Genomic DNA, 23,733 nt, shown 5'->3' with positions numbered 1-23,733 from the left:
TCGCCAGCCCCACCCCAAGTCCGAAGAGCCGATAAATGAGTGCTGCAGCCCCGTCGACGGTCACCCTTGGCAATAACTTTGCCCGCGCCCTCCCGGAGCTGTGCACGCCGTGGAAGGCGCAGCAGGTCCCAGAACCGGAGCTGCTCGTACTCAATGAGTCGCTGGCGGATCAGCTAGGACTTCATTCCATTGGGCTACGCAGTCCTGAGGGGTTGCAGCTGCTGTCCGGAAACCTGATTCCCGAGACTGCCACACCCGTGGCTCAGGCCTATGCCGGGCATCAGTTTGGAGGGTATTCCCCTCGTCTGGGCGACGGCCGAGCCCTGCTGGTGGGCGAAGTCACCGACGCCGATGGCGCCCTACGGGATCTACACTTGAAGGGTTCAGGACGCACACCCTACGCCCGTGGTGGAGACGGCCTCGCCGCAGTGGGCCCGATGCTGCGGGAGTACCTGCTCAGTGAGGCGATGCACGCCTTGGGCATCCCCACCACACGGGCTTTGGCGGTGGTGGGGACCGGTCAGCCGGTGTACCGAGAAACAGAACTTCCCGGTGCCATCCTGGCGCGGGTAGCCAGCAGTCACCTGCGTGTGGGTACCTTCCAATACGCGCGCGCCGCAGGTGACACCGCGCTCTTGCAAAGACTGGCTGACTACGCCATCGCCCGGCACTACCCTGACGCCGCAGACGCCGAGAATCCCTACCTAGGGCTGTTGGAAGCCGTCATCGCTGCTCAAGCCTCGCTGGTCGCACAGTGGATGCTGGTGGGCTTCGTGCATGGAGTGATGAACACTGATAACACGACCATCTCCGGGGAGACCATCGACTACGGCCCCTGTGCCTTCATGGATGCTTTTGACCCCTCCTCGGTCTACAGTTCCATCGATCTCGGCGGACGCTACGCCTACGCGAACCAGCCTGTGGTGGCGCAATGGAATTTGGCCCGCTTTGCTGAAGTTCTGCTTCCGCTTCTGCATGAGGACCAGCAGGAGGCCACGGAAGTGGCTACTGAGGCTTTGGGCGCGTTCAGGGCCCAGTACAGCGCCGCCTGGCTAGAAGGCATGAAAGCCAAGATCGGGCTGAGCGATCAGGACGACGCCGAGGCGGCCAGAGAACTGGTCAACGAGGTCATGGCGCTGCTTGAAAAAGCCCGAATGGACCACACGTTATTCTTCCGACGCCTCAGCGAGGCTGTCTCTGATGAGGCCGACCCGCCGGGGGAGGGGGGCGCCCAGTCGGCGGCATTCGCTGACTGGTTGACACGCTGGCGGAGCCGCCGCCCCGATGCCCGACTGATGAACCAGGTCAACCCCCTCTACATCCCGCGCAACCACCTGGTCGAGGAAGCGCTCGCCGCTGCGACCGAGGGAGACATGGAGCCGTTCCATCAACTCCTGGGCGTCGTCACTTCACCCTACGAGGAGCGCCCCGGGCTGGAACGCTACACCGAGCCAGCCCCTGAAGATTTCGGCGATTACCGCACTTTCTGCGGCACCTGAATCGCCGCCGTGGGGGCTGCGCCAATGACAAAATTTTTTGGCGGTGCGGGTGGGATTCGAACCCACGGTAGGGGTTGCCTACAACGGTTTTCAAGACCGTCACCTTCGGCCGCTCGGTCACCGCACCTGGACTATGTCCGGCAAATTACTATACGCCACTGACGTCGTCGGTCTCGAACCGAATCGCGATCCGAGGCCACGTAGACTGGGCGGCACTATGAAGTTGTTCAAGGGGCGCCGCCGAGCCAAGAAGATTGACCAGGAGCTCGGCAAGGGACTGTGGCGCCAGGCCCACGACCGCTACGTGCGGGGCTTGGACCGGTACCACCAGATTCTGGAAGGCGTGGAGGACGACGCCGTCCACAACGAGTTGGTGGCCATAGGAGATCAGTTAGCTGAACAGCTTCCCCGGGTCTACGAACTCTGCCGCTGTGGAGAGCGGGATTTTCCCGCCACGGAGATGCACATCCCGGCCGGAGCGCACGGGTTGCATGCAGGCTTATCGCGTGCGGCTAACCACTTAGCTACCACGGCTGAGGCGGAGGCGATGGTGCGGCTGAGCAACGGGCAGCTGGACTCTGTGCGCCACCGTGCACAGCAGGTTCTGGACTGCCTCAGTGAGGCCGAATCCACCCTCAGCTGACCGTTGCTGAAAGCGCATCGTTTACGGCCTGCGACGCAGCAGAGCCGGTGGCGAATGGGGGCACTCGCCACCGGCTCGTATTCATTTCTGCTGCGGGAGCCTAGACTTCGCTCCGCTCTGGACCGCCCGGTTCTAAACCCATCAGTTCTGAACCAGCGCCTCGTTCAGCGAATCGATCGCGCCAGCCACGGTCTGAACATGCGTGCTCAGACCATCCTCGACATCCTCGGCCGGCAGTTCCCCACCGGAGATGTCTTCGAAGAACGCACCCGCATCGGAACGGTAGGCGTCTAGAGCCATCAAGGCTGACTCGGCGGCGTCGTCATCACCTTCAGCCACGGCCCCGGCGTAGTCCACAAAGTAACCGATGTGGTCACGCCACAGATCAAGGAAGGGATCGCGCTGCTCGTCTCCGGCGAGACCACCGACGGCGTCAGCCAGCTGAACAGCATTGTCGTCGACGACGCCCGCTGCGGCCTCGAATGCCTCAGACTCGAGGCCATCCTCCTCGGTGTAGCCCACGAACACAGCAATGCCGGCGACATACACGTGCTCGTTGAGGTTAGCGGTCAGTGCGCTGCGCAGTTCGGAGGCGTCATCGTTGGGGTCGCCCTCCAGGTCAGCGGCCTCACTCAGGCCTTCGGCCATAGTGGCAGCGCCCATGACCATGTGATCTGCGGCCGCCTTCAGGTTTGCGAAGGCTGCAGGATCACCGGCAGCCAGGGAATCTACTGCCCCGGCGAGGGTCTCAATGTGACCAATGATGGATTCGGTAACGGCGTCCGCATTGAGCGCGCCGTCGGTAGTCCGGTCAAAGAACATCCCTACCCCGTCGGCGTACTCAGTAAGGTCAGCCACGGCCTGATCCATGCCTTCCTGATCGCCGGCTTCTGCGGCCACGGCGTAGTTGACGAAGTAGTCGATGTGCTCCCGCCAGTTGCGCAGGAAGGACTCGCGGGCGTCGTCGCCGGCGAGGTCGCCCACGGCGTCGGCCAGAGCCACAGAGTTCTCGTCCACGGTTTCAGCGGCGAGTGCGAACTCATCTGAGTCCGGGCCCGCGTGATAGGCGGTGGCCACGGCGATACCGGCCAGGTACACGTGCTCCTGGAACAGAGCGGTCAGCTGCCCGCGGAGTTCTGCTGCCTCCGACTGCGGATCGCCCTCAATATGGAGTGCTTCGGTGAACCCGGCGGCGAATGTCTCACCTGTCATGGGCATATGGCTTGCGGCATTGCGCGCATCCGCAAAAGGGTCGCCGGTGCTCTGGGGTTCTACGGCGCTGAGGTCGGCGTCGCTGTCGTTGTCCTCGTCCATATCGTCGTGGTCGTCCGAGTCGCCGGAATCCTCCCCGTCCTCCTCGTCCATGTCCTCAGAGTCTTGCTCCTCTTCCATGGTTTCGGTCTCTTCTTGCGCGTTCTCGTCCGGCATGGGCTCTTCGGCGTCTGCACCGTCGCCGCCGCAGGCTGCGAGTGTCAGGGCCAGGGTCAGTCCGGTTGCTGCACCCATGGTGATTCTTGAGGTCCGCATTGCGTTGCTCCTTCGATATCCGTTTTCAGGGTCATGAGGAGTTCGGAGCACTGGGCGGACTGGATGGTGAAGATTTAAGCTTTTCTTGACAGTGCCTTGAACGACGACGCGGCTGACCCGCATATTCGCTCTGTGACCGTGAGGTTCGTGCAGAACTCCAACAGCTTCCCGTGTACACGGCCCATCCTAGATCCCGTCGGCGAACCTTCCTCGAAAGCTATAAGGACGATGCCCGCAGTGACACGAGCGCGCGTCAGCCTCGCACGGGTAGTCGGGTTGCTCGAGGCACAATGCACATCGGACATATCTAGTCTCAATTCTGACGACACAACTGGCCGATGGAGGGTCTGCAAGCCGAGGTGTATCGGGCCAATCACCTGGACCCATGAGGTAACACCACCTTATTGACCCCGTCCTGGACTCCTCTGTGTTGAACAAGGCGTGGTGGGGAGAGAACCGGAAACGCGCCGCACTGGAGCGACACGACATTCTGCTCATCAATCGAGACCTCAGAGGGCCCGAATCAGTAGTTGGTTGGCCTTACTGGCGGACGGCAGATAGACGTCGGATCAATAGTTACAAATTAGAGCTCCGCACGTTACAACAACAGGGACAAGGCAACGGTCGGCACAGATCGCCTTCTGCAGAGTGAGCGCGTTTCCACCTGAATGCCTCTAGGCTGTAGGGGAGTGATAAGCGGCGGTGTAACTGAGGGGTCTGGTGAAGTATCCGATGACTACGGGTGACAAGAGCGAAGAATCGTGTCAGGACGCTGCCGCTGAAGAGGTTATTGGGCTCCGGGATCCCGCCTTGCCGGCGGAACAGCATGACAGCATCAGTGGCGCCGTCGAACAACAAGACAGCGAGGCTGAGGAATTCGCCGTCGAGTTCCTTAATAAGGTCTTACGCCTTCGTGGGGTGCGCATTGACAGAGAGCACTTCCTGAAAACAGAGCTGCATAAGCGAGGCTTCCCCGCGGAGGTCATCGACGAGGCCCTGAGATCTAATCCAGCGGCGGCAGGTCTCACCCCAGTGATGCTGGACAGCGTTGCGCAGGCATCCATTGAGTTTGAGACGAGGAAGTCTACGGGCCTGTCTTTCGCGGCTGGTCTTCCCGGCGGATTTGGCTTGATCGGAACAGTGCCGGCTGATATCACGCAATACTATGTGCACGCTTTCCGAGTCATGCAGAAGGTTGCTTACGTCTATGGTTGGCAATCGTTCCTGCAGGACACTGAAGACATTGATGATGAAACCCTTGGCAAACTTGCTGCCTTCCTAGGAGTCATGCTTGGTGTCGGAGGCGCCTCCGCTTCCCTCAAGTCCTTCGCTGTGCAGGTCGCCCGCCCAGCAATCCAGAAGAAGATCGCCACTACGGCCCTTACAAAGACCACTTGGTATGTGCCAATGAAACAGACATTGCGGGTCATAGGGGTGCACGTGACTAAGCAGAGTTTTGCAAAATCGGTGACAAAGATTGTTCCGGTCGTGGGTGGGGTCCTGTCCGGTGGGTTGACATTCATGTCGCTCAAGATTCAGTCCAAACGGTTGAAGGAGCACCTCCGCGAGCTACCGCCTCCCAACGTTGACGCCGCGGAATATCTCAAGGCGTTGAAGCGTGCAGATGAGGCCGACACGGACCAGAACGAGCGATCCAACCCTGTGCGGATGGCCGCTAAAAAATCCCGCTCACTGGTTTCCGGTCAGAATGCCACAACCAAGGTGCGACGGGCGGCAGCTGGCACGAAAGGTGCCCTCGGGTCTGTATTACACCGTAAGAGCAGAGAGAGCCCAGAAACCGTACCAGATTCGCCCGAAGCGGCAGAAACTAGCGAAAATTCCGCAGACCTGCGAGGCGCGGCTACCGACGAGTAGACGCCTCGGCCATGAATTCGCTGGGCGCTCCGCTGTAGGTGACCACTAACTCGTCGCGCGCCCGAGACGCCGCGACGTACAGCAGTGAGCGTTCCCTTTGCCGGGCGTCTCTCTGCTCCGCTTCGGGAAGGTTCTTCAAGGCGTACCGGGCAGGGAGATGATCAGCGCCCACCCCGGTGAGCAGCACGCACTGAAATTCCATTCCCTTTGCGGCGTGCATGGTCCGTATCTGCACAGCACCCTCCTTGACAGCGCTGTCCCGCCCGAGCACCTGGGCGGGGACCCCTTGGGAACCCAACACCTGAGCGAGGTCTTGCATGTGGCGTTTGCTGCGGGCCAGAACCGCAACGTGCTCCAAGGCCCGACCTCGCTGTTGCCAATACTGGATCCGTTCGGCGGCCGCTACATACTCCTCCTGGACGGTCTCGCGCTCGATGATGACTGGCTCAGGCCCGGTGAGGATGGAGGTGTAACCCAGCGTGGAAGTCACCTCGTCGGGATCGTCCGCATTGGCCTCCAGTGCTTCCCACTTCTCGCCTTCCAACAGTGACACCGCGAACCGCAAGTTCTGCGCGGTGGTGCGGTAGTTGAGTTTCAGGCGCCGGCTGCGCCCACGAATCTCAATCCCGAACTGCTTCAGCGTCAGTTTCTGCCCATAGATCCGTTGGTGCGCATCTTCAGCAATGAAGAGGTCATCGCCGCGCACTGGCGCCAGTGCTCGCAGCAACTGCCAGTGCCCGGCATGAAAGTCCTGCGCCTCATCAACCAATACATGGTCTACAAGATGGCCCCTGCCAAGTTCAGCCCGCGACTCGAGGATAGCGGCAGCCAGCACCGTGACCTCTGCGAAGGTCAGGCGATCGGACGCCAAATTTGAGGTCCGAAACTGTTCAAAGATCTTCCACAGCTCCACGCGTTGTGACCGGGACAGCCGGGTACCCCGACCGGTCCGCGGAACGCGCACATACTCCTCCAAAGACTTCACCCGGCGAGCGAGCACCACCGACAGATACTCCTGTCCAAGAAACGCCTCCTGGGTCAGTGACTGGTCCAGCTGAGGGTCGGCAGTGAGCACCGCATCCTTCCACAGCTGCACTTCCTGAGGGCCGCCCACACGACGCCGGAACTCATTGCGTCCCGGCCCGAAAATAAGCTCCTGGGCCGCGCCCTTCTCCTCGGCAGTAGCGGCATCAAGCACCTTGGCAGCTACCTGATCGATCCCTGCCACAGCTACTCCAGCCGCCCCCAGAGGGACCTGCGGCAACGTATGGTCCAGCTGTTTGAGTTGGTGCCGGAGCGAATCACCGAGTGCCACCGTATAGGTCGTGAGCAGAATGCGAGCGTCAGGGGAACGTCGGTGCATCTCGCGCGCACGGTGCACCAGAATGACAGTCTTGCCGGTACCTGCTCCACCAGTCAGCCGGAAGGATCCGGTGCCGCGGTGGTCCACATATCGGCGCTGTTCCGGGTGCAGGAAGATCTGCCATTCGGCCATCGACAGCTCGTTATAGGCCTTCTTGACTTCTTCGGGGGTGCTCCCGATGAAGGAGAACGCTGACGGCGCATTCCGGGCGCCGGCGGTGAGTTGCTGCTCTTCCTCCGCCTCACGCAACTGCTGGACTTCCTGATCGTCTGGCAGGCTCAGGTTCCGCCGCGCTTCAGCGATGCCCGTGCCCATGGCCAGCTCCAGGAGCATGAGGCGTTGCACCTCAGGCATCCGGTCGGCGACGGCGCTGAGGCCAGCTTGGTCGTTTGCCTGCAGTGCCGCCTCGGCGTACCGGGGAGTAATGCCGGCGTCTTCGACGAGTGTGTCAACCGTCCAGGAGAAATTCTCCAGGGGATTATCCCGTCGACCGGCTGCGGTCAGGGCTTCCTCGCGGCCTTCCTCCCGCCCCATTTGGAAGGCTTTCTCCACTGCTGCGTGATCATGTGTCTCGGCACCGGTGACTTCAGCGACGCCGAGCGCTGCATTGAATGTCAGCTGAACGCTCGAAGCCATCTCTTCGGCCGTACTGGTAAGGGCTTTTTCGTTGCCTTCGTCATGGGGCCAGACACCGACCATATGGTAGATACGTTGGCCGTCGTGATCCACTCGGAAGAGCACAGCACGGTAGGACTTGTTGACCCGCCCGGTGCGCACGCGCCGGTCCGCAGCGTTCTTGAGGGGTTTGATCTTCAGCCCCGGTGACTCGTCGTTGTCACTGAGCTTCTCCAAGAAGCTCCACACCATAGGTTGTACGGACTGGTCAAGGGCACTGATGGACTTCAGGCCCGTCTTGGTCATCACCATCGTCGCCATTAGTTGCTCCTCACCATGTCAGCGATCTCGGCAGCAGAGGGCGCCACCAGAACTGTCCAACCTTCCTTCGCCAACTCTTCCTCCACGCCCTGGCCGTCTACTGCGAAGACCGCAATTTGGGCCGAGGGGTAGGCGATGTCCACGGGGATTCCGTCCACCTGCTCCTCGCCGACTTCAGGTATGGGTAACTCCAGAGCAGCCAGTTCACGCAGCAGTGCCCGCTCAACTGCGCTGATCCCTTTTTCGATCGCGTCCCGCCACTCAGGAGTGATCTCGGCTTCAGCAGTAGTCTGCGGCACCTGGTCCGGAACAGGCGTCTCGGTGGGGGTGCGTGGTGCTGGGTAGGTGACGGGCACGCTGACTGCTGCGTAATCGGCGGCCAGGATGGATTCCGCCGATCTCCGTGTCAGCAGGGCCGTCTCCATGGTGGGCCGGAAACTGAGCACAGTGGAGACGAGTAACCAATCCCGCCAATGGTGAGCGAAGTCCGGAGCTGCCAAAGCCTCCGGGGTGTCCTCCAAGCTGTAGACCACTCGGGGTGAGGTGGGAAGACCGTTGGGCCCCGGCCTGCCCACTGCCACGAAGAGATCCGCGGCCCCCAGGTGCCGTCTCCACCACCGGTCCTGTGGCCCGGCACCTAGGCTTAGCCGCTCGCTGATGACCCCCGGTTCCACCTGCGGCGCAGGTTCCAACGCGGTGGGGTCCAATTCAGCCAGACGGGGAGGTTTGCCTTGGGGCATGGAGGCAAGCGCTACCCGGTGAGCGAATTCTGCGAAGACTTCCCGGTCCGGCTGGTGAAGCCATTCCCACAGTAAGTGCATGGCCGAACGCTGCATGGCCGACACCAATTTTGTCTCAGCTCCGAGCATCTCGAGGTAACGGCTATTGATCCAGGAGACTGGCGTCACCGCCGGGGCGCTGTCGGCTCGGAACGCTCGGATGTCCTGATCGGTCAATGCCCACGGGATGGCCTCTCCAGAGACCCGCAACGAGTGACGCTTCTGGGCGTCGTCGCCCAGGCGGTTGTGTTTCTGCGAGGCGTGATACTGCCGGCCGTCGGTATAGATGGCGATGTGTGGCACGCCAGGGGATCGCAGTAGGAAGTCGGGGCGAGTGCCCGCGAGGTCCACTTGTGGTTCCAAGAGCCACTGGCGGCGGTGACCTGGGAGTGTGAAAGACAGCCGGGTCCGGCCTTTCTGCACATCCTGGGTGACGACGCCGCCTTCGGCTTCCACCCGTTGCCGCAGCACCTCACGGAATTGGATCTCCAACGGGGACTCCCCGGAGCCTTCCACGACCGATCTTTCCTGCGTGGTCTGCCAGGGAGCGAAGGGGCCAGTGTTGTCAGATGTGGCGGCCAGCAGTGTGGACAGGATCCGCTCGGCTGAGGACCGGGAGACCAGGTCCATCGCATGGTGATCAGCGTGCGGCAGCAGGCACCGGTGGCAGGCGAGCTGGCGTTCCTGGGCCCCGCCGGAGTCACACAGGCATTGGCTGACCACTTTCCACGCGGCGTGCAGCATGGCGTGGACTTTTTCCGGCTGGGTGAACTCCGCCAAGTATCCGGTACCGCCGGGAATGTTGTCGTGCAGCAGCAGCGTCTGGCCGGAGTAACCACCGCTGCTCATGGATTCCTGCTCCGGGACTTCCATCACATGGAGGTGTGCTGGGGTGCCGCGGAACGCTTCCTGCATCCCCAACAACAGCGCGGCCTTCAACGTAGGAATCGTGTAGGTGTCCTCTATAAGCTCCACGGGCAGGTGGAGCAGCACTGCCTGAGTGGTCAGCTCACGCGCCAGCGCAATCTCCAGCGACTGCTCCTCGACGTCATTACGGTAGCTGCACCAGAAACGGTGATCCTTGGCGTGGTTGCTCTGAATGTGCCGGTCACGCGTTCCGCATTGCGCGCACACCCGGAACATAGGCGCCTGCACCTCTTGGCCCACCAGGGTGCGCGCCCGGGCATGATGACCGCGAGGGCCCAGGTTCAGCCAGCGCAGAGTCACCGACTCAAGGAACTCCGCCCCGAAGGCGAAGTCTTTGACGTACCAAGGCTCGCGAACGGCGTCGGGGTCAATATCGGCAGCGGCAAGGATTTCATAGGAGGAGCGTGCGCGGTCATCGCGCCGGTCATTGATGGCGGCCTCGTCACGCCGCATTTCAGCACTGACTTTTTCAAGCACGACGACGTTGAGCACTTGACCGGTATCGGCCACCCCGGCTGCCTCACACCGGGGGCAGGCTTGGACCGCGTTGGACCAGCGCAGCGATCCGTTCCCTGACTCACCGGCGGAGTGGACCTCGGTGTTGATCCAGCCGCAGGAGGGGCAGACCTGCCAGTGTTTCAAGTGGCTGCTTTCCGGGCCGAGCTCGACGGCATCGACTTCCAACTGCATGCCTTGGGCGTAGAAGGTTGACCCGGGTGCCAGTTCGCGCAGGGCTGCCTCGGCACCCCGCTGGAAGGGGTAGACCTCGGCTCTCCATTCGCCATCGCTCTCATCCAGCCAGGAGATGCGTGCTTCCAGTTCTACAGAATCTTCGATGAGCGTGTAGTTCGGGAAGAGGCCGTAGCGTTCCAACCCGGAGATCCACCACTGTTTTGTGGTCAGTTGATCGATTACCGCCCCCGTCTGCCGGAGGGAGCTTTCAGCCCCGCGCAGCGCTTCCTTGGCGTCGGCCACATCCTTAGAATCTGCGGCCGTGCTGGTGCGCAGTGCGGTGGCGAGGGCTTCCCGGAGGGTGGGCATCAGCGCGGTGATCCGCTTCTTCCGCTCCTGCTGTTCCAGCAGATCCGCGTTGTACCGATGACAGGCCTGGTGCAGCCTGCTGATCAGTGCAGTCTCGCCCTGCCCCTGTGGCCCAAGGGCCCACTGCTGGAGACGCTCGCGGGCTGATAGGGGGAGCTCATCACCGAACTGGCTGAGGAACTGGTCCAGAGTCTCTTGGCCTCTGATGGAGAGCAGGCTGATGATGCGGCCCAAGTAGTTGTCCTGGTCCTCTGTAATGCTGCGCAAGACATCAGTGAGCCTGTTGGGCCGAGGTGCGTCCTCGGTGCGGGCCAGAATGTCACCGCAGAACGCGAGGAACTGCCGGCGCAGAATCTCGTCTGCCTCCAAGTATGTTCCCGGGGGCCGAACGTCACCATTGATGACGGAGAGCGGTTCGTGCAACCGTGGCAGATGCTTCCCTCTTCCCTGAACGAAGGCCAGAGCCAGGGAGTTCCCGGAGAGCCTTCCTGCACGTCCCACGCGTTGGACGTAGCTGGCCACTGAGGTCGGCATCGAGGACAGCATCACTGTGGACAGGCTGCCGATGTCGATGCCCATCTCCAGAGTCGGAGTCGCCACCAGTACGTTCGGCGCGGACGGTGTCTGGGAAGACTGCCGGAACTGGTCCTCATATTCCAGCCGAACTGAATCGTGGAGCAGTGAGGTGTGTTCCCGGGCGATGACCCGGGAGATCCTCCGCGCCCCGTAGAGCCGCTGCCGGTAGTAGTTCTCTGCCAACGTCTTGGCCGGTTTCAATGTGCCGGTGCACCGCAGATGCAGGCAGGGTGCGCCGTCCATCTGCTCGACCACCTTCTGGGTGCCCATCGTCTTGGCGCGGCAGGCGGTGCATGCCAGGGAATGCTTGCCTCCCGCCAAGTCCTCGTCCCGAGTGAGAGTGAGGCGAATCCGTTCTGGGTGGAGCGCGTAGATGACCGCCTGGGTCTTCTCGGAGGTGTGTGTCTCCAATACTCCGGCCTCGGCGAGCTCAGCGAAAAGTGCTTTGGCAAGGTGCCCGGCTTCTTCACGTCCGGCGCCGAGGGCTTGTCTGGTCCACCAGGAGTACCAGGCTTCTGCGGCGGTGACGGCGTCGAGCTCGGAGTCCTTGGGTTTCTCTCCTCCCACTCGTGGGAAAGCGGGTGTGGACCGGCCGGTGGGGAAGGGGGGTGCCCCTTCGCTGCGTCTGCGGCCCGCCCAAATGTGCCACCGGTGCCCGTCATGGCGCAGATACTTCTCCAACCAGGGGTGGGCGAGCCCGCCCTGCAAGCGCATACGGATCAGCACTCCGCGCGCCCATTGGGCAAGTGCGGAATCATCTTCAAGACCGAGCTCCAACTGGTCCCCGCGCCGGGCGAGAGCTGCCTTGGCCAGATCCGGCAGAGACACACCGGAGGGTACATCCGTCTCGGCAACGGCCGCCCCGGTCAGCTCCAGGGTCCGGCCGAAGCGGGCCTGGAGGCCGAACTCCAGCTCGGCATCAAACAGCAGACGACGCCGGACTGTGGCTTTGGCTTTGCTGCGCTGGCTTCGTGTGGCTTCTGGGTCCCAGAACGGCTTGAATCTGTGGTGTTCGGTGAGTTCAGGGGGGACCACCATGAATCGGTCGGAGGCCTCACCGTTATTTGCCAGGTCCATGACCGTGTCCACCACGTCGGCCAAGGAAGGCGCATGTTGGCCATTGGCTGCGAGTTCAGCCATGCCTTGGCGGAGTAGCGTGCGCAAGGTGAACGTGTGGGACCGCGATTGGATGAATCCGGCTCGGTGCGCGGCATCCTGCACGGAGTCAGTAAAGACCAGGGCCTTCTTCTCTGCCGTGTCCAAGTGCTCGGCGCCGAAGAGCCCGCTGACCGCCACTGTGAGCAGTGTGGCGATGGAGCTGCCGACGAACCTGATGGCGTCTGGGGTGTCACAGACCGGGCAGACCTGCCTGTAGGAGAGGTCCTCGGCGGTGAGTCCGTGGTGCATGCGCACAGCCAACAAATTCTGTTGGTCGAACTCGTCCTTGTAGTCGTCTGCGAAGTCTACGGAGTTGCCGGTCTCGGTAAAGACCGTCTCCTTTTTCAGGAAGACTCGGTTTCGGGTGTGGAAGATTTCGAGGCCTTCCGCCACATTGGGGTGCCGGCCGCGTTCTAAGAGGGCATCGATCTCTTTGGAGGCATCCATCAGTGCGCGGATTTTTGGGTCGCGGCGCACGGAGGCTTCACGGATCTTCGGCCCGTTCATTTCGACCGAATGTCCGTCGGGGGTGAGCATGGAGGCCCATCCGCGTGCCCCGCAATGACGGCAGAAGATCGCGGGCAGCGGGGTGAGACCTTCGCCCTCAGCGTCTTCTGGCACGGGTCCATCATCGGCCCACCGGTACGCGGGAGTATGGTCCAGGAAGGAGTCCAGGCGGCTGACTTCGCGGACCCACAGATGAGTCTCCACGGTCACAGCCGCGCGGTCCAGGTGTTTGCGCACATGGGAGAACACGGCCAGCAGGTGGGTGAGGAACTCCGCGACCTCCTTCTGTCCGAGTCCATCCCCGGAGACCAGTAACTGGTCTGCTAGGTCAGGAAGTGCCACGGCCTCGGTGGCTGTTTCCAACAACTTTCTGGTCCAAGGGTGGGCCTTCAGGGCAGCCTGAATATCCGCTGGGGAGTCCGCGGCGGGGGCCTTCTCGAACAGCACATTCAGTACTTTGGCGATAAGTACCTGCGGGTCACTGCTGTGGCGGATCGCAGCATTGGCCTTCGTGATCTCTGGACGGATTTCCCGATCCTCTCGGGGCCGGGCGTACACGTTGGCGCCGCGGGCGAGCCAGTCATTGATGCTCAGTCGGGACTCAGGCACTACCGCGGAGTGAGGAAAGTCGATGCCGAAGACTGTCTTCGCGAAGGCGAGCATCGGGCTTTCTTCGCCTGGGGTGAGTCCTCCGCCCAGGGTGGCTGAGGTCGCTACCGGGGTGATGCACCCCAATGGCTTGTCCCGGTCTGATTCCTCCGGACCATGGGCGACGCCGCTGAGGTCGGCAGGCCAGTAGGACTTCAATGCTGCTCCGAGTCTGCGCAGCAGCATGGCCACATCTGTTCCTTGGGCACCGTCATAGGTGTGGAACTCGTCCAGCACCAAGTACTGGAGGCTTGTCGCTGATGCTTGCCATAGGCGGCTGTCCTCGGCGCGAAGTAGCAGCTGGTCCAGCATCTTGTAATTGGTCAGCAAAATGTCTGGAGGGCTCTGCTGCATGAAGTGCCTATTGTTGATGAGGCCCTCAGCGGTGACCTGGGAGCGTTCAGTGTCTTGCTGTCCGGTATAGATGCCGGCAGTGATCCCAGAGAGTTCGGGGCGGGTGGTCAGCAGGTCGGTCAGCCGGCTGGCCTGGTCATTGGCCAGCGCGTTCATCGGGTACAGGATCAGGGCTTTGATCCCGGTGATGCCTTCGCGCTTGGCGCGAAGGACGTGGTCAAGGATCGGGAAGAGGAACGCCTCGGTCTTACCCGAGCCGGTGCCGGTGGTGACCAATGTAGGCGCAGGGCGGCGGAATTGGCCGGGGTGGCCGGACTTGGTGGTCAGTCTGTTGAACGCCTCCAGTTGGTGGCCATACGGGGCATAGTCGACTGGGTAGAAGTCGAGGCTGGTGGGCTTAGCTTCGGCGTCCAGGGCGGAAGAGTCGGAAGCGAAGGGCAGGCGCAGGCGGACATAGGGGCCGCGGAACATGCCCCGGTCGGGCTGCTGGAGGAAATTCTCGAGGGCTGCGGAGGCACGGGTGTCCGAGAGCGCGAACGTGGTGGTGAGGTACTCGGTGAGGTTCTCAATAAGGGAATTGGCGTGCTCGGTGGGCCACAGCTCTTGGGTGGGGTTCATGGTGGATCCTCACGGGTGCTGAGCTCCTGCTCGAAGCGGGTGTAGGCCTCGCGCATGTCCTGCTCGCGGTCGAACTGTCGGAACGGGAACTCGTAGGTGTAAGTGACGCCGGACTGCGGGTGGGTCCACTGGCGGTCCTCTAGGGTCATGCCGGTCTCTCCGAGCTTGGCGAATGCCTTCAACACTGGATCAGGGACTTTTCGGCCGTTTGCGTCGTAGCGGTCTTTCTTCTCATACCCCTGCATGACGGGGAACTGCGTGCGGTAGATGATGCACAGTTCGTCGGCGGTGAGGCCGAGTGAGAGAGCCGCCAGTGCGTCGAGTTCAACCATGAGGTGGCGGCGTTCGGCAGCGATGCGAGCAGGTGACGCCGGCGTCCACGGCTCACCCATGACTTCTTCCCACAGGGGTGCGTAGGCGGAAGTGAGGCAATTTAATGAAGCTGCCCTTTTAGCGATGGCAGAAGCGACGGATTCATGTACTTGACTTGGCAACCCGTCGACGACCGAGCCATAGAAGTGGCCAAGAGAGCCCGCACGTACTAAGAAGTCCGTTGGTAAGCCGGACCATAGCCCGGCTCTAGCGAGCAGTTCTTGAGATTCCTCAAAGACTCGACCATAGCCTGAGATGACGCCGTTGACGTGGCCTGCCCCGGGTGGAATAACGGTGGGATAAAAGGTCCGGACGCCTGTAGTCGCAGCCATTAGGCGCCAGGCGAGGCGGTAGTGTGACCGGGCGGAGGTTTTCTGGCCGTTGATGGTCCAGTGGGTGTAAGTATTCCGGCAGGGCCTCGAGGTCGATTTCTTCGTAGTCTTGATTGTGTTTCATCGTGGGACGAGGCTCTTTGTAGAACGGATTCGCCACAGAGAAGTGAGGCCCTTGGAGAATGACCTGATCCCAGGAGGCGTTCACTGCTGAACCAACCTCGAAGTAGCCTTTCTTTCGATCGGCGGTCTCATGCCAACCCGAGGAGTACTGCAGTTCCAGGTCTCGAACGCGCCGGGCTTGTGAGAGTTTCTCGAGGACCGATTGGCTGGCGTGATTGACTGGATATACCATTCGTGATTGCAGTGGCGGTGTACCTGGCTCTTCCAAAATCTTTGACCAGGAACTCAATACGTGATGATCAACATGGAGAATGCGTTCCCTGTGCGGCCTAACATCCCACGCTCCCTCCGAAGTCTTGAGACCCGGAACTTCAGACCCCCCATCGTGGTGGAGCGAACGCTCTGCAGTATCAGGGTGATAGAGGGAAGCGGCCATAATAAAGCCGGGCTCTTCACTCCGCTGGCCGTAGACATGCACGCCATAAACAACCTGGTCATGAATCTCAAATAAGAACAGTGAGTTTATAAACTGCCAGTGACGCCGAAGCCGGCGGTACGTTTCTTCACGCAGGCGAGCAGCTTTCTTCTCCGTGAAGTGGGACTCTGGATGGATGAGGGCGATGCGGCCGGCGTCTTTGGAGGACCGCCAGGTGCGGACCATAAACGCTCGGTAAAGATCGGGCTGCAAGCCTTTGAGGGTGGCGTACTGCGTGGGCGCGCTAAGCCATTCTGAGAGCAACGGAGCCTGTACGGCGCCGGCGACGAACTCCTCACGGGCACCAGGTAAAGCTAGGGTCTCCGCTTCGCGTGATTTGCGCTGTGCCTGAGTGGGTTTCGCGGCCAATTGCCACCACGGATCGTGTTCCGCGAGCAGCGCATCAAGATCTGACCGCGGCCGGACCCATGGCGGGTTCCCGACTTGAAGATCGAAACCGCCTTTCGCGAACACGGTGGCGAACTCCAGCTCCCAGTGGAAGAAGCCCTGTTCGTCTGCAATGCGCTCACAGACAGCCAACCATGGGTGCCATTCCACCAAGGACGCGATGGGTCGCATGATGAAGAACTGTTTTTCGAGATCCTCGGCGTGGTCCAGGTCCGCCCAACTGGCGCTGCTCAGAACGCTCAATTGTCCTTCGGAGCGGTATTTGGGTGCCAACCTGCCCCCGGTGGTGCCCAGGATTCCTTCCAGGGCCGCAATCCACTCGTCGAGAGTGGGAGGTAAGGGCTGTTCGGCGTCGTCGGGCAGCACCGGCCAGAACCAGAGGGCACCCCAGGCGTCCATCACGCGCTTGAGTCGTTGAAAGACGCCGTCAGGGTCCTGGAGCTTCCGCTCAATCTCGGCACGAGTCACCGCTGGAACACCGTGATGTGGAGTTCCGCGGCCGTAGTAGTCGATATCCCGACGCGCTTCGGCCTCAGCAATTTGAAGGCGCCGAAGGGCAATGGGCCACAAGCTCCCCACGCGCTGAGCCAACCCCTGGAGACGACTCACCTGGTCCTTGGTGAGCTTGCGCTTGATGGCCTTCTGCCATTCCTTCAATACTTTCTGATTGGCCCCTGCCAGCGCTTTGATCTCTTTGGCGTCCGCGGCGGCTCCCCAGCCTTCGCCAGGGAGGAGGAAATGATGGATAGCGCCTGCTGCCGCTGGATCCGACTCATCGCGCTCCATGGACTCAGCCATCCCCGAAAGCGGAAGTGGGGTGGACTCCACGGCGCTCTTCCCTGCGTAATGGCCCGCCCGTGCCGCACTTGCTGTGTAGACCGCCCGCCGGGCACCGACCAGGGAATTGCCCCGTTTCAAGCGCAACCCGAACCACGGTGCCTGTAGACCGGCGTTCATGGTGTCCAACCAGAGAGAGACTTCAGCCAGCTCGACAGCCGTGGAGTTCAGATCGACTCCATGGACCTGGTGCAGGGCAATCTGGGCTTTGACCTTCTGGAGTTCAACGGCGAAGTCTTCGGCAGGGATCTGTTCTCCCAGTTCGGCCTGGCGACGCGTGAGATATTCCCCTGCGAGTTGGCGGACGGCCTCAATGGCGAAGGCCCCGGAGCCCAGGGCGGGCTCGCAGATGGTCAGCTGCAGGATTTCAGAGGCCGTGGTGGTCTGCGGATGACCGTCTTCATCGGGTTGATCCAGCAGTTCCTCCAGTGCCTGGGAAACCACAAATCGGGTGAGCACCTCGGGGGTGTAATAACTGGCGGATTGCTGACGCTCCCGGCCCGCCAAACGGAAGACGAAACTGCCGCGTCGATGGACCACTGCCTGAGAGCCACCTGTCCCGTCCTCCCTCTGGACAAAGTGCCGGGGTTCGATGCTCTCACTGCGGGTGGTGGGCACCACCCAGGACCCCTTCTCCGCGTTCCCCTCCGGGGCGACCTCGTGGAAGTCTTCATCCGCGATGAACCCGGTATAGGACATCAGGCCCTCATAGACCGCGCCGAGCTGGTTGATACCCAGGTTGGCGTAGGAGACAAACCCGCGTTGGGTGCCCCACTTCTCACTGGAGAGCAGCAGGCGGGTCAGCACATCATGAAGCGCCTCATTGGAGAGTTTGGAGTGATCGATGAGGGCGGTGCGTTCGGGGTTGAACAGGTCAGCCTCGAGGGGCTGGAAGTCCAGCGTGGGGGAGTCGGTGGTCTCCGCTGATGCCGGTCGAGGAACCTGCTGGGAAGGGTGTGACCCATTGACCAGCTCGAAAAGCAGCTGCAGAGATTCATAGAAGTGTGTGCCGCGGCGGGAGGACTCTGTGGTGAGGTCCTGACTGATGAGTTCGCGCAGGCGGTCCAAACCGTAGCCAGTGTCATACTCCTGGGCGCCCACGGGCAGAACCTGGAGCTCGGGGGAGGCCTCGGCGTAGAGCAGGAAAAGGATGCGATACAGGTAACGCAGTGACTGGCGCCCCAGCTCTTTGCCGTCGATGTCCCCGGCCGGCAGACCTTGAGCACGGCGCCGATCCAGCACGTCATTGGCGATGATCTCGATGCTGCGCCGGACACCTTCGCGCAGATCCTTCGACACCGACACCGAGTGCGCGACTGATTCTTCCAGCACCCGGTCCCACCAGATGCTGCCATCTGCAGCCGGGCGCAAGGAGTCTCTGCCGAAGATGGCGAGGAAATAGTCGACCTCACCACCGCGGGTAACCTGGTTGCGTTCTGTCACGAGCAAGACGTCAGCGGCCAAGAACCGGCCTTCTGGCCAGCGCTCACGTTCGGCAAGGATCAAGAACCGCCCCGCCATGGCCGCAATGTACTGAGGGGCTTCTTCGGTGAGGAACACATCAGAGATCAGTGAACCTAGAGTCGGCTGGGTGAGTTTCTCGCCTTCGTAGATCTCGCCCAACGGAGTAGAAGATGTCAGGGCGTCCTCCACCGTGTCGGCGGGGGTCGCGCTGAGCCAGATGAGGTCGGAGGTCTCAGTCTCAGTAGGTTCAGCCCAGATGCCCTCCAGAGTGAGCGGGGTGCCGGAGCGTTCGGTGCGCAGGGCGCTGAGCTCACCGGGATAGCCGAGAGCCTCGCGCAGCGTCGCGTAGACCGGGGCGATCCGCTCCGGAGGTGCGTCCTCGGTGAGGTTTGCCAACTCGGTGACCAACTTCTGGCGCACGGAGCTAAAGCGCCGGTGAGTATTCGGTTCGCCGGCGTCGTCGGCCTCTTTCCACGCTTTGCGGAGGGTGTGGACCTCTTTGAGGAAGGAAGCCTTGGTGTCATCGGTGGTGAAGAAGTGATCACTCAAGAACTCAGAGCTGTTGGTCAGCGATTCAAATTGGGGCATCAGGCAGCTCCTTCCGGAACCAGGGCCAGCAGAGGACGGACGAGGTTCTGCGCTGGGCGCAGATCTTCTGCCAGGTGTTTCTCCTCAGCGATTCGGGCGCGGCGAGACTTCAGCTCCTGTCGGCTGACCAGCACATCAGCCTCCTGCTCCCACCGGCTGGCCCGCTCCAGCCAGTTGTTCAGCAGCTGCTCAGCGTGGGCCCGGTGCATCTCATTGCTGGACTCCAAATGGTCCCGGGCCTTGGTGATGGCGGCGGGCAAATCTGCGGTCAGAGGAGCCACGTCTATATGGCCTGGGTTGGTCAGCCGGTGGGTCAGCCCGGTCTCTTCCAGCCACTCGCCGAGTGACTCCAGGGGCATGACGTACAGCCGGGTGGCCGTCATGAACGCGCGGCTGAGCAGGTGGCCGCGCCGGTTCGTCACGGTGCCCATCATGAGGAAGGTCGGGGCTGCCACACGGGCGCGCAGTGCGAGGACCTGGTTTCGGGACATATCAGCCAGGGCCCGGTCCGCGGCCCAGTCCAATACCGGGTGCAGGGGGCCGAGGAAGTGGGCCCCCGGCCAGGTGATCGACTCTTCTCGGCGGGCGTGCTCCAGCTGCCGGCGGCCCTCGACGGGTGTGGTGGCCAGCTTCAGCTTCTGCAGCACCTTGCGCTCGCTGACGTAGTCCTGCGGAAGGTGCTCCAACCGGCGGCGCAGGTCCCGGATGTCCTCGGTGACGGTGAGCTCGGCGATTGCCGACTGCGGCGAGTAGTTGGTCCACCCCAGCTTGGTGTAGGGGTCGTCAAAGGCTTGGCGCAGCGCCTCCTCCAGATACTCCAGATCCGATCCGTAGAGTGACTCGCGGGGCGCCAGCGAAGCGTGGTCCACAGCGGTGGTGTCTTCCGCAGGCGAGTTGGCCTCATCGAACAGGGCCAAGTAGTGTCCCCAGGCGCCGTCGTCGTCCTCGGAAACGGCCTGCGGTTCCGGGATGATCTGGTCCACATCCTGGCCTTTTTGGAGGGCGGTCATCACCACCTTCTCCTCCGCGGCGACGCTGTGCTTGCCCATCAGTGACGCCGCGTCACCGAGCACCTTGTGCGCGGCGTGTTCCTTCTTGATGAGGTTGGTGAAGACTCGGATATCTCCGCGGAACCGCTCATGATTCGGCTGCAGCAGCAGGGTGGCGATCTGCGGTGGACGCAGTTGGCCGTAGCGGTCGATCCGGCCGTTGCGCTGTTCGATTCTGATCAGGCTCCACGGCACGTCATAGTGGAACAGGTGGTGGCACTCGGAGTGGAGGTTCACGCCCTCGGATGCCATATCACCGGTGATCAGGAGCCGTACCTTGGAGGAGCCGCGCTTGAACTCATCGACAATCTGTTGTTGTTCGACGTCGCTGAGTCCGCCGTGGAGGATCCGTACCGCTGCCTCTTTGAGGTTCAGACGCCCCTTGAGCTCATCGGCGAGGTGATGCAGGGTGGCTACCCGTTCGGCAAAGACCACAGCGCGTGTCTCGGAGCGAGGACCGACGCCGATGGCCTTCAGCTCCTCGGCAAGCCGGGTCAGTTTGGCCCCGGGAGCTTCTTGGGCTTCCGCAGTGAGCTCTTGGAGGTACTTGAGGGCCTCACGTTCAGCATCTGCCGCAGGGGACCGGTTGGGGTCGAGACGCTTGAGCCGCTCAGCCAACGTCTCTGCCAATGCCGCAGGTGAGGAGAGGAATGCCTTGACCAGGGTCCATCCGAACAGCGTGTTGCTGCTGGTGGAGGGCGAGATGCCGGAGGTCGGATAGAGCCAGGTGTCGGCGATCTCGGAGGCTACGGCGTCTTCTGCAGGGGTGGGAGAGACCAGGAGGTTCCGCGGTTCGGGACGCTCTGCCCACTGGTCGCCCACCTCGGCTGCGACCTCGGGGCTGTAACGGTGGCGGCGGATGATCAACCGCTGCACCGCTTCCTCGTCCACCTCACCTTCCGGGCTGACGGCCGTGGGGTCCAGCAAGCGGATCAGCTCAGCAAAGGAGGACGGATTGCCGTTGTGCGGGGTGGCCGATGCCAGTATCAGGGCGTCGGTCCGGGGCGCTAAGGTGCTGGCTAGCCGGTTGTTCAGGGTGCTGCTATTGGTGAGGTTGTGCGACTCATCGATCACTACCGCGTCCCACCGCATACGTTCCAGATGCGCGCGGTACTGGGCGGACTTCAACGTATCAATGGAGACGATGGCCCGCTTGTAGTAGGTGAAAGGGTTGCGCGTGGCGGGGATCTTCTGGCGAACCTTCTGGATACCGGCGGAGTCCAGGCGGACGAAGGGCAGAGCAAAGTGAACCCACATCTCCTGCTGGAACTGTTCGAGCACATGGCGCGGGGTCACAATCAGGATCCGTTCGGCCCGGCCGCGGGCGGCAAGCTCAGACAGGATCATGCCTATCTCAAAGGTCTTGCCGAGGCCTACCGCATCCGCGAGCAGGATGCGCGGACGCAGATGAGCTGGGTCTAGGGCGCGGGCTACTGCCAGCTGCTGATAACCCAGGGGGTCAGCCATGCTGCGGGTGGAGACCGTCAGCTTGCCGCTGGAGGTGGGCTGCGGCGTCTTCCGCAGTGTGGTCTCCAGGAAGAGTTTGGACAGCCGAAAGCCGGGGGAGCTGTCGGCGATGATCTGCGCGTGTGCGGGATCCACCACCGTGATGTGGTCCAGCCCGGAGTAGAAAGTGGCGGACGTGTCCCGGACCAGGTCACTCAGCCCCCGAACATGAACCAGCGTGCCTTGTGGCGTGTCCTCAGCGGCGGTGACCATCCACTCTTCATCGCGCACCGTCACCACAGACCCCGGCGCCACATTGACGCGATGTACCTCGTCAGAGGCGGTTCTCAACATTGTCCCCGTCACACTACGAGCCTATATGCGACCAAGGACACTGTGGAGGACGTGACGTGCTGACGTAGCCTGAGGTCATGCGAGCCATCACATTCGATGCCCCTGGAGACGAAGAGGTCCTGACCTGGAGCGAGGTGCCTGATGTGGAGCCTGCTCCCGGTGAGGTGCTCATTGAGGTCGCTGCGGCAGGTGTGAACAACGCCGACCTGCTGCAGCGCAAGGGCAACTACCCCGTCCCGCCCGGCGCCTCCGACATCTTGGGACTAGAATGCTCCGGCAGGATCATCGGGCTTGGCGAGGGCGTCACAGGGTGGGAGGTTGGTCAGGAGGTGGCCGCCCTCCTCACCGGTGGAGGTTACGCCGAACGCGTCGTCGTGCCCGCCACGCAGTTGCTGTCCGTGCCAGAGAACCTGGACCTGATCAGCGCCGCCGCGCTTCCTGAGGCGGCGTGCGCCGTCTACTCCAACATCGGGATGGTCGCCGGGCTGAAGCCGGGGGAGTCGTTCCTGGTCCACGGAGGTGGAAGCGGTATCGGCACCCACGCCATCCAGTGGGCCCACGCCCTCGGGGCGCGGGTGTTCACCACTGCCGGCAGTAAGAAAAAGCTCGACGCCGCACAAGACCTGGGTGCCAGCGTCGTGGTCAATTACCGCGACGAGGACTTTGCCGAACGGATCAAGGAAGAGACCGACGGCGCCGGGGTGGACGCGGTCCTCGACATTATCGGGGCGCCTTACCTGAAGCCGAATCTGAAGTCACTGGCGTTCAACGGCCACCTGGTCATCATCGGTGCCCAAGGTGGGCTGGACGCCGCCGAGCTGGACCTGGGGAGGATGCTCAAGCGCCGGCTCCATGTCTCTGCCACCACCCTGCGTGGACGTCCCGCGGAGGAGAAGGCGGAGATCGTCACCGCCGTGGAGCAGAACGTGTGGCCCATGATCGCCGATGGCCGGGTCAGGCCTGTGGTGCACCAGGTGTTACCGATGAAGGACGCCGCCGAGGCTCACCGCATGCTGCGCAGAGGTGAAGTCATCGGGAAACTGCTTCTGACGCCCTGAGCAGGTTCGCGGGTGCTTGGAATGGGACTGGCTGGGATAGAGTGCGGAGATGCTTATCCGACTCCTGGTGATGCGCGTCGCGCGCGCAGCCATTCGTATGTTCCAGCAGCGTCGCGGCGGCCGGGGACACTACCCACCGCGGTAGGGGGCTCGTCTCGGCGAGGACGCGGCGGGGCCGGCGGCAGAGCGGATGGCTCCACCGCCGACCCCACGGCGTCGTGCTACTACGGCAGACGCTCAGTTTTGGAGGTCAGGGGCAGCAGGCACGTCAATGTCTTTCGTGTGGTCCTGCTTCGGTATGAAAAATCTTCTTCAACTAGTTCGTCTCGCGATGGTCTCCAGATCCTGCGGGTCCAAGATGGTGATCCGGCCACGCCCTTGCCGGATCAGCCCTTGCGCCGAGAACTCGGCGAGCACTTTGCTGCTCGCCTCCCGGGTGGCCCCGAGCAGTCCTGCCAGCTGCTCGTGGGTGATGCGAATCGAGGACCGTTGCCCCCATCGGGTGCTGCGCGTTCTCGTGGAAGTTGGCTCATCGAGCGTGAGCAGGGTTTTCGCCACGCGGGCCACCAGCGGACGCAGAGCACGGTCGGTGAGTCGCTCCTCCAGCCGAGCGGCCCGAGCGCCGCGAGATCCGAATCGCGATTCGCGGGTTTGCCAGCAGGTGCTGTTCGACGTCGCTGACACTGAGTTGGCAGATCACCGAATCCTCGAGGGCTTCGGCGTAGCTGTCATACATCCGTTGCCCCACCAGCAGCATCTCTCCGAAGATGGCACCC

12 protein-coding genes and 1 tRNA gene are annotated in these 23,733 nt (G+C 62.4%); 4 read left to right on the top strand and 9 right to left on the bottom strand.

The annotated features are described in order from the left end of the window. The first annotated feature begins 35 nt into the window (after positions 1-35). The gene (locus tag FEF27_RS11285) at positions 36-1,499 is read left to right on the top strand and encodes a protein adenylyltransferase SelO (protein ID WP_138170999.1); all 1,464 of its coding nucleotides are present in this window, start codon (positions 36-38) and stop codon (positions 1,497-1,499) included. Between the two features lie 38 nt (positions 1,500-1,537). Here FEF27_RS11285 and FEF27_RS11280 read toward each other — a convergent pair. Continuing rightward, positions 1,538-1,626: transfer RNA gene (locus tag FEF27_RS11280), tRNA-Ser, on the bottom strand. Positions 1,627-1,716: 90 nt separating this feature from the next. Between FEF27_RS11280 and FEF27_RS11275 the strand changes: the two genes are divergently transcribed. Next, positions 1,717-2,142, top strand: coding sequence for a hypothetical protein (locus FEF27_RS11275; protein WP_138170998.1), 426 nt, complete (start codon positions 1,717-1,719; stop codon positions 2,140-2,142). A gap of 141 nt (positions 2,143-2,283) precedes the next feature. On the opposite strand, the gene FEF27_RS11270 is transcribed toward FEF27_RS11275, so the two are convergent. Further along, entirely contained in the window at positions 2,284-3,669 is a 1,386-nt protein-coding gene (locus FEF27_RS11270; RefSeq protein ID WP_138170996.1) for a hypothetical protein, read from the bottom strand. 720 nt (positions 3,670-4,389) lie between these two features. On the opposite strand from FEF27_RS11270, the gene FEF27_RS11265 reads away from it, so the two are divergent. Then, on the top strand, positions 4,390-5,544 hold the full coding sequence (locus FEF27_RS11265; RefSeq protein WP_138170994.1) for a hypothetical protein: 1,155 nt from the start codon (positions 4,390-4,392) through the stop codon (positions 5,542-5,544). Here the strand turns inward: FEF27_RS11265 and FEF27_RS11260 are convergent. The 5 genes from FEF27_RS11260 to FEF27_RS11245 form a co-directional block, all read right to left on the bottom strand. Beyond that, positions 5,531-7,843 (bottom strand): 3'-5' exonuclease, encoded by a 2,313-nt coding sequence (locus tag FEF27_RS11260; protein WP_138170992.1) that lies wholly within the window; start codon positions 7,841-7,843, stop codon positions 5,531-5,533. The two genes, FEF27_RS11265 and FEF27_RS11260, sit on opposite strands and share 14 nt — an antisense overlap. Beyond that, entirely contained in the window at positions 7,843-14,451 is a 6,609-nt protein-coding gene (locus tag FEF27_RS11255) for a DEAD/DEAH box helicase (RefSeq protein ID WP_138170990.1), read from the bottom strand. The genes FEF27_RS11260 and FEF27_RS11255 overlap by 1 nt, the downstream gene beginning before the upstream one ends. Continuing rightward, positions 14,448-14,843 (bottom strand): hypothetical protein, encoded by a 396-nt coding sequence (locus FEF27_RS13490; RefSeq protein WP_208009829.1) that lies wholly within the window; start codon positions 14,841-14,843, stop codon positions 14,448-14,450. The genes FEF27_RS11255 and FEF27_RS13490 overlap by 4 nt, the downstream gene beginning before the upstream one ends. A 211-nt stretch (positions 14,844-15,054) precedes the next feature. After that, entirely contained in the window at positions 15,055-19,050 is a 3,996-nt protein-coding gene (locus FEF27_RS11250; protein WP_208009828.1) for an Eco57I restriction-modification methylase domain-containing protein, read from the bottom strand. Continuing rightward, positions 19,050-21,860, bottom strand: a complete 2,811-nt coding sequence (locus tag FEF27_RS11245) for a DEAD/DEAH box helicase (RefSeq protein ID WP_243729212.1) — start codon at positions 21,858-21,860, stop codon at positions 19,050-19,052. Before FEF27_RS11245 ends, FEF27_RS11250 begins: the two co-directional genes overlap by 1 nt. 116 nt (positions 21,861-21,976) lie before the next feature. Between FEF27_RS11245 and FEF27_RS11240 the strand changes: the two genes are divergently transcribed. Then, positions 21,977-22,957 carry an NAD(P)H-quinone oxidoreductase gene (locus FEF27_RS11240; protein ID WP_138170988.1) on the top strand — a complete coding sequence of 327 codons (981 nt, stop codon included), beginning with the start codon at positions 21,977-21,979 and terminating at the stop codon, positions 22,955-22,957. A gap of 312 nt (positions 22,958-23,269) precedes the next feature. Here the strand turns inward: FEF27_RS11240 and FEF27_RS13485 are convergent, their stop codons facing one another. Further along, entirely contained in the window at positions 23,270-23,515 is a 246-nt protein-coding gene (locus tag FEF27_RS13485; protein WP_208009827.1) for a Crp/Fnr family transcriptional regulator, read from the bottom strand. After that, positions 23,487-23,714, bottom strand: a complete 228-nt coding sequence (locus FEF27_RS13885; protein WP_424991682.1) for a cyclic nucleotide-binding domain-containing protein — start codon at positions 23,712-23,714, stop codon at positions 23,487-23,489. The genes FEF27_RS13485 and FEF27_RS13885 overlap by 29 nt, the downstream gene beginning before the upstream one ends. Positions 23,715-23,733: the final 19 nt, after the last annotated feature.

It is taken from the genome of Nesterenkonia sphaerica (genome assembly GCF_005771565.1).
GTDB lineage: Bacteria > Actinomycetota > Actinomycetes > Actinomycetales > Micrococcaceae > Nesterenkonia > Nesterenkonia sphaerica.
Note: the sequence above shows the minus strand (reverse complement) of the source record. Positions and strands in the feature narration are given on the sequence as shown.

Coding starts and splice junctions, on each gene's coding strand:
- FEF27_RS11285 (WP_138170999.1), top strand. CDS start 36: ATGAGTGCTGCAGCCCCGTCGACGGTCACCCTTGGCAATAACTTTGCC.
- FEF27_RS11275 (WP_138170998.1), top strand. CDS start 1,717: ATGAAGTTGTTCAAGGGGCGCCGCCGAGCCAAGAAGATTGACCAGGAG.
- FEF27_RS11270 (WP_138170996.1), bottom strand. CDS start 3,669: ATGCGGACCTCAAGAATCACCATGGGTGCAGCAACCGGACTGACCCTG.
- FEF27_RS11260 (WP_138170992.1), bottom strand. CDS start 7,843: ATGGCGACGATGGTGATGACCAAGACGGGCCTGAAGTCCATCAGTGCC.
- FEF27_RS11255 (WP_138170990.1), bottom strand. CDS start 14,451: ATGAACCCCACCCAAGAGCTGTGGCCCACCGAGCACGCCAATTCCCTT.
- FEF27_RS13490 (WP_208009829.1), bottom strand. CDS start 14,843: ATGGGTGAGCCGTGGACGCCGGCGTCACCTGCTCGCATCGCTGCCGAA.
- FEF27_RS11250 (WP_208009828.1), bottom strand. CDS start 19,050: ATGCCCCAATTTGAATCGCTGACCAACAGCTCTGAGTTCTTGAGTGAT.
- FEF27_RS11240 (WP_138170988.1), top strand. CDS start 21,977: ATGCGAGCCATCACATTCGATGCCCCTGGAGACGAAGAGGTCCTGACC.
- FEF27_RS13885 (WP_424991682.1), bottom strand. CDS start 23,714: ATGCTGCTGGTGGGGCAACGGATGTATGACAGCTACGCCGAAGCCCTC.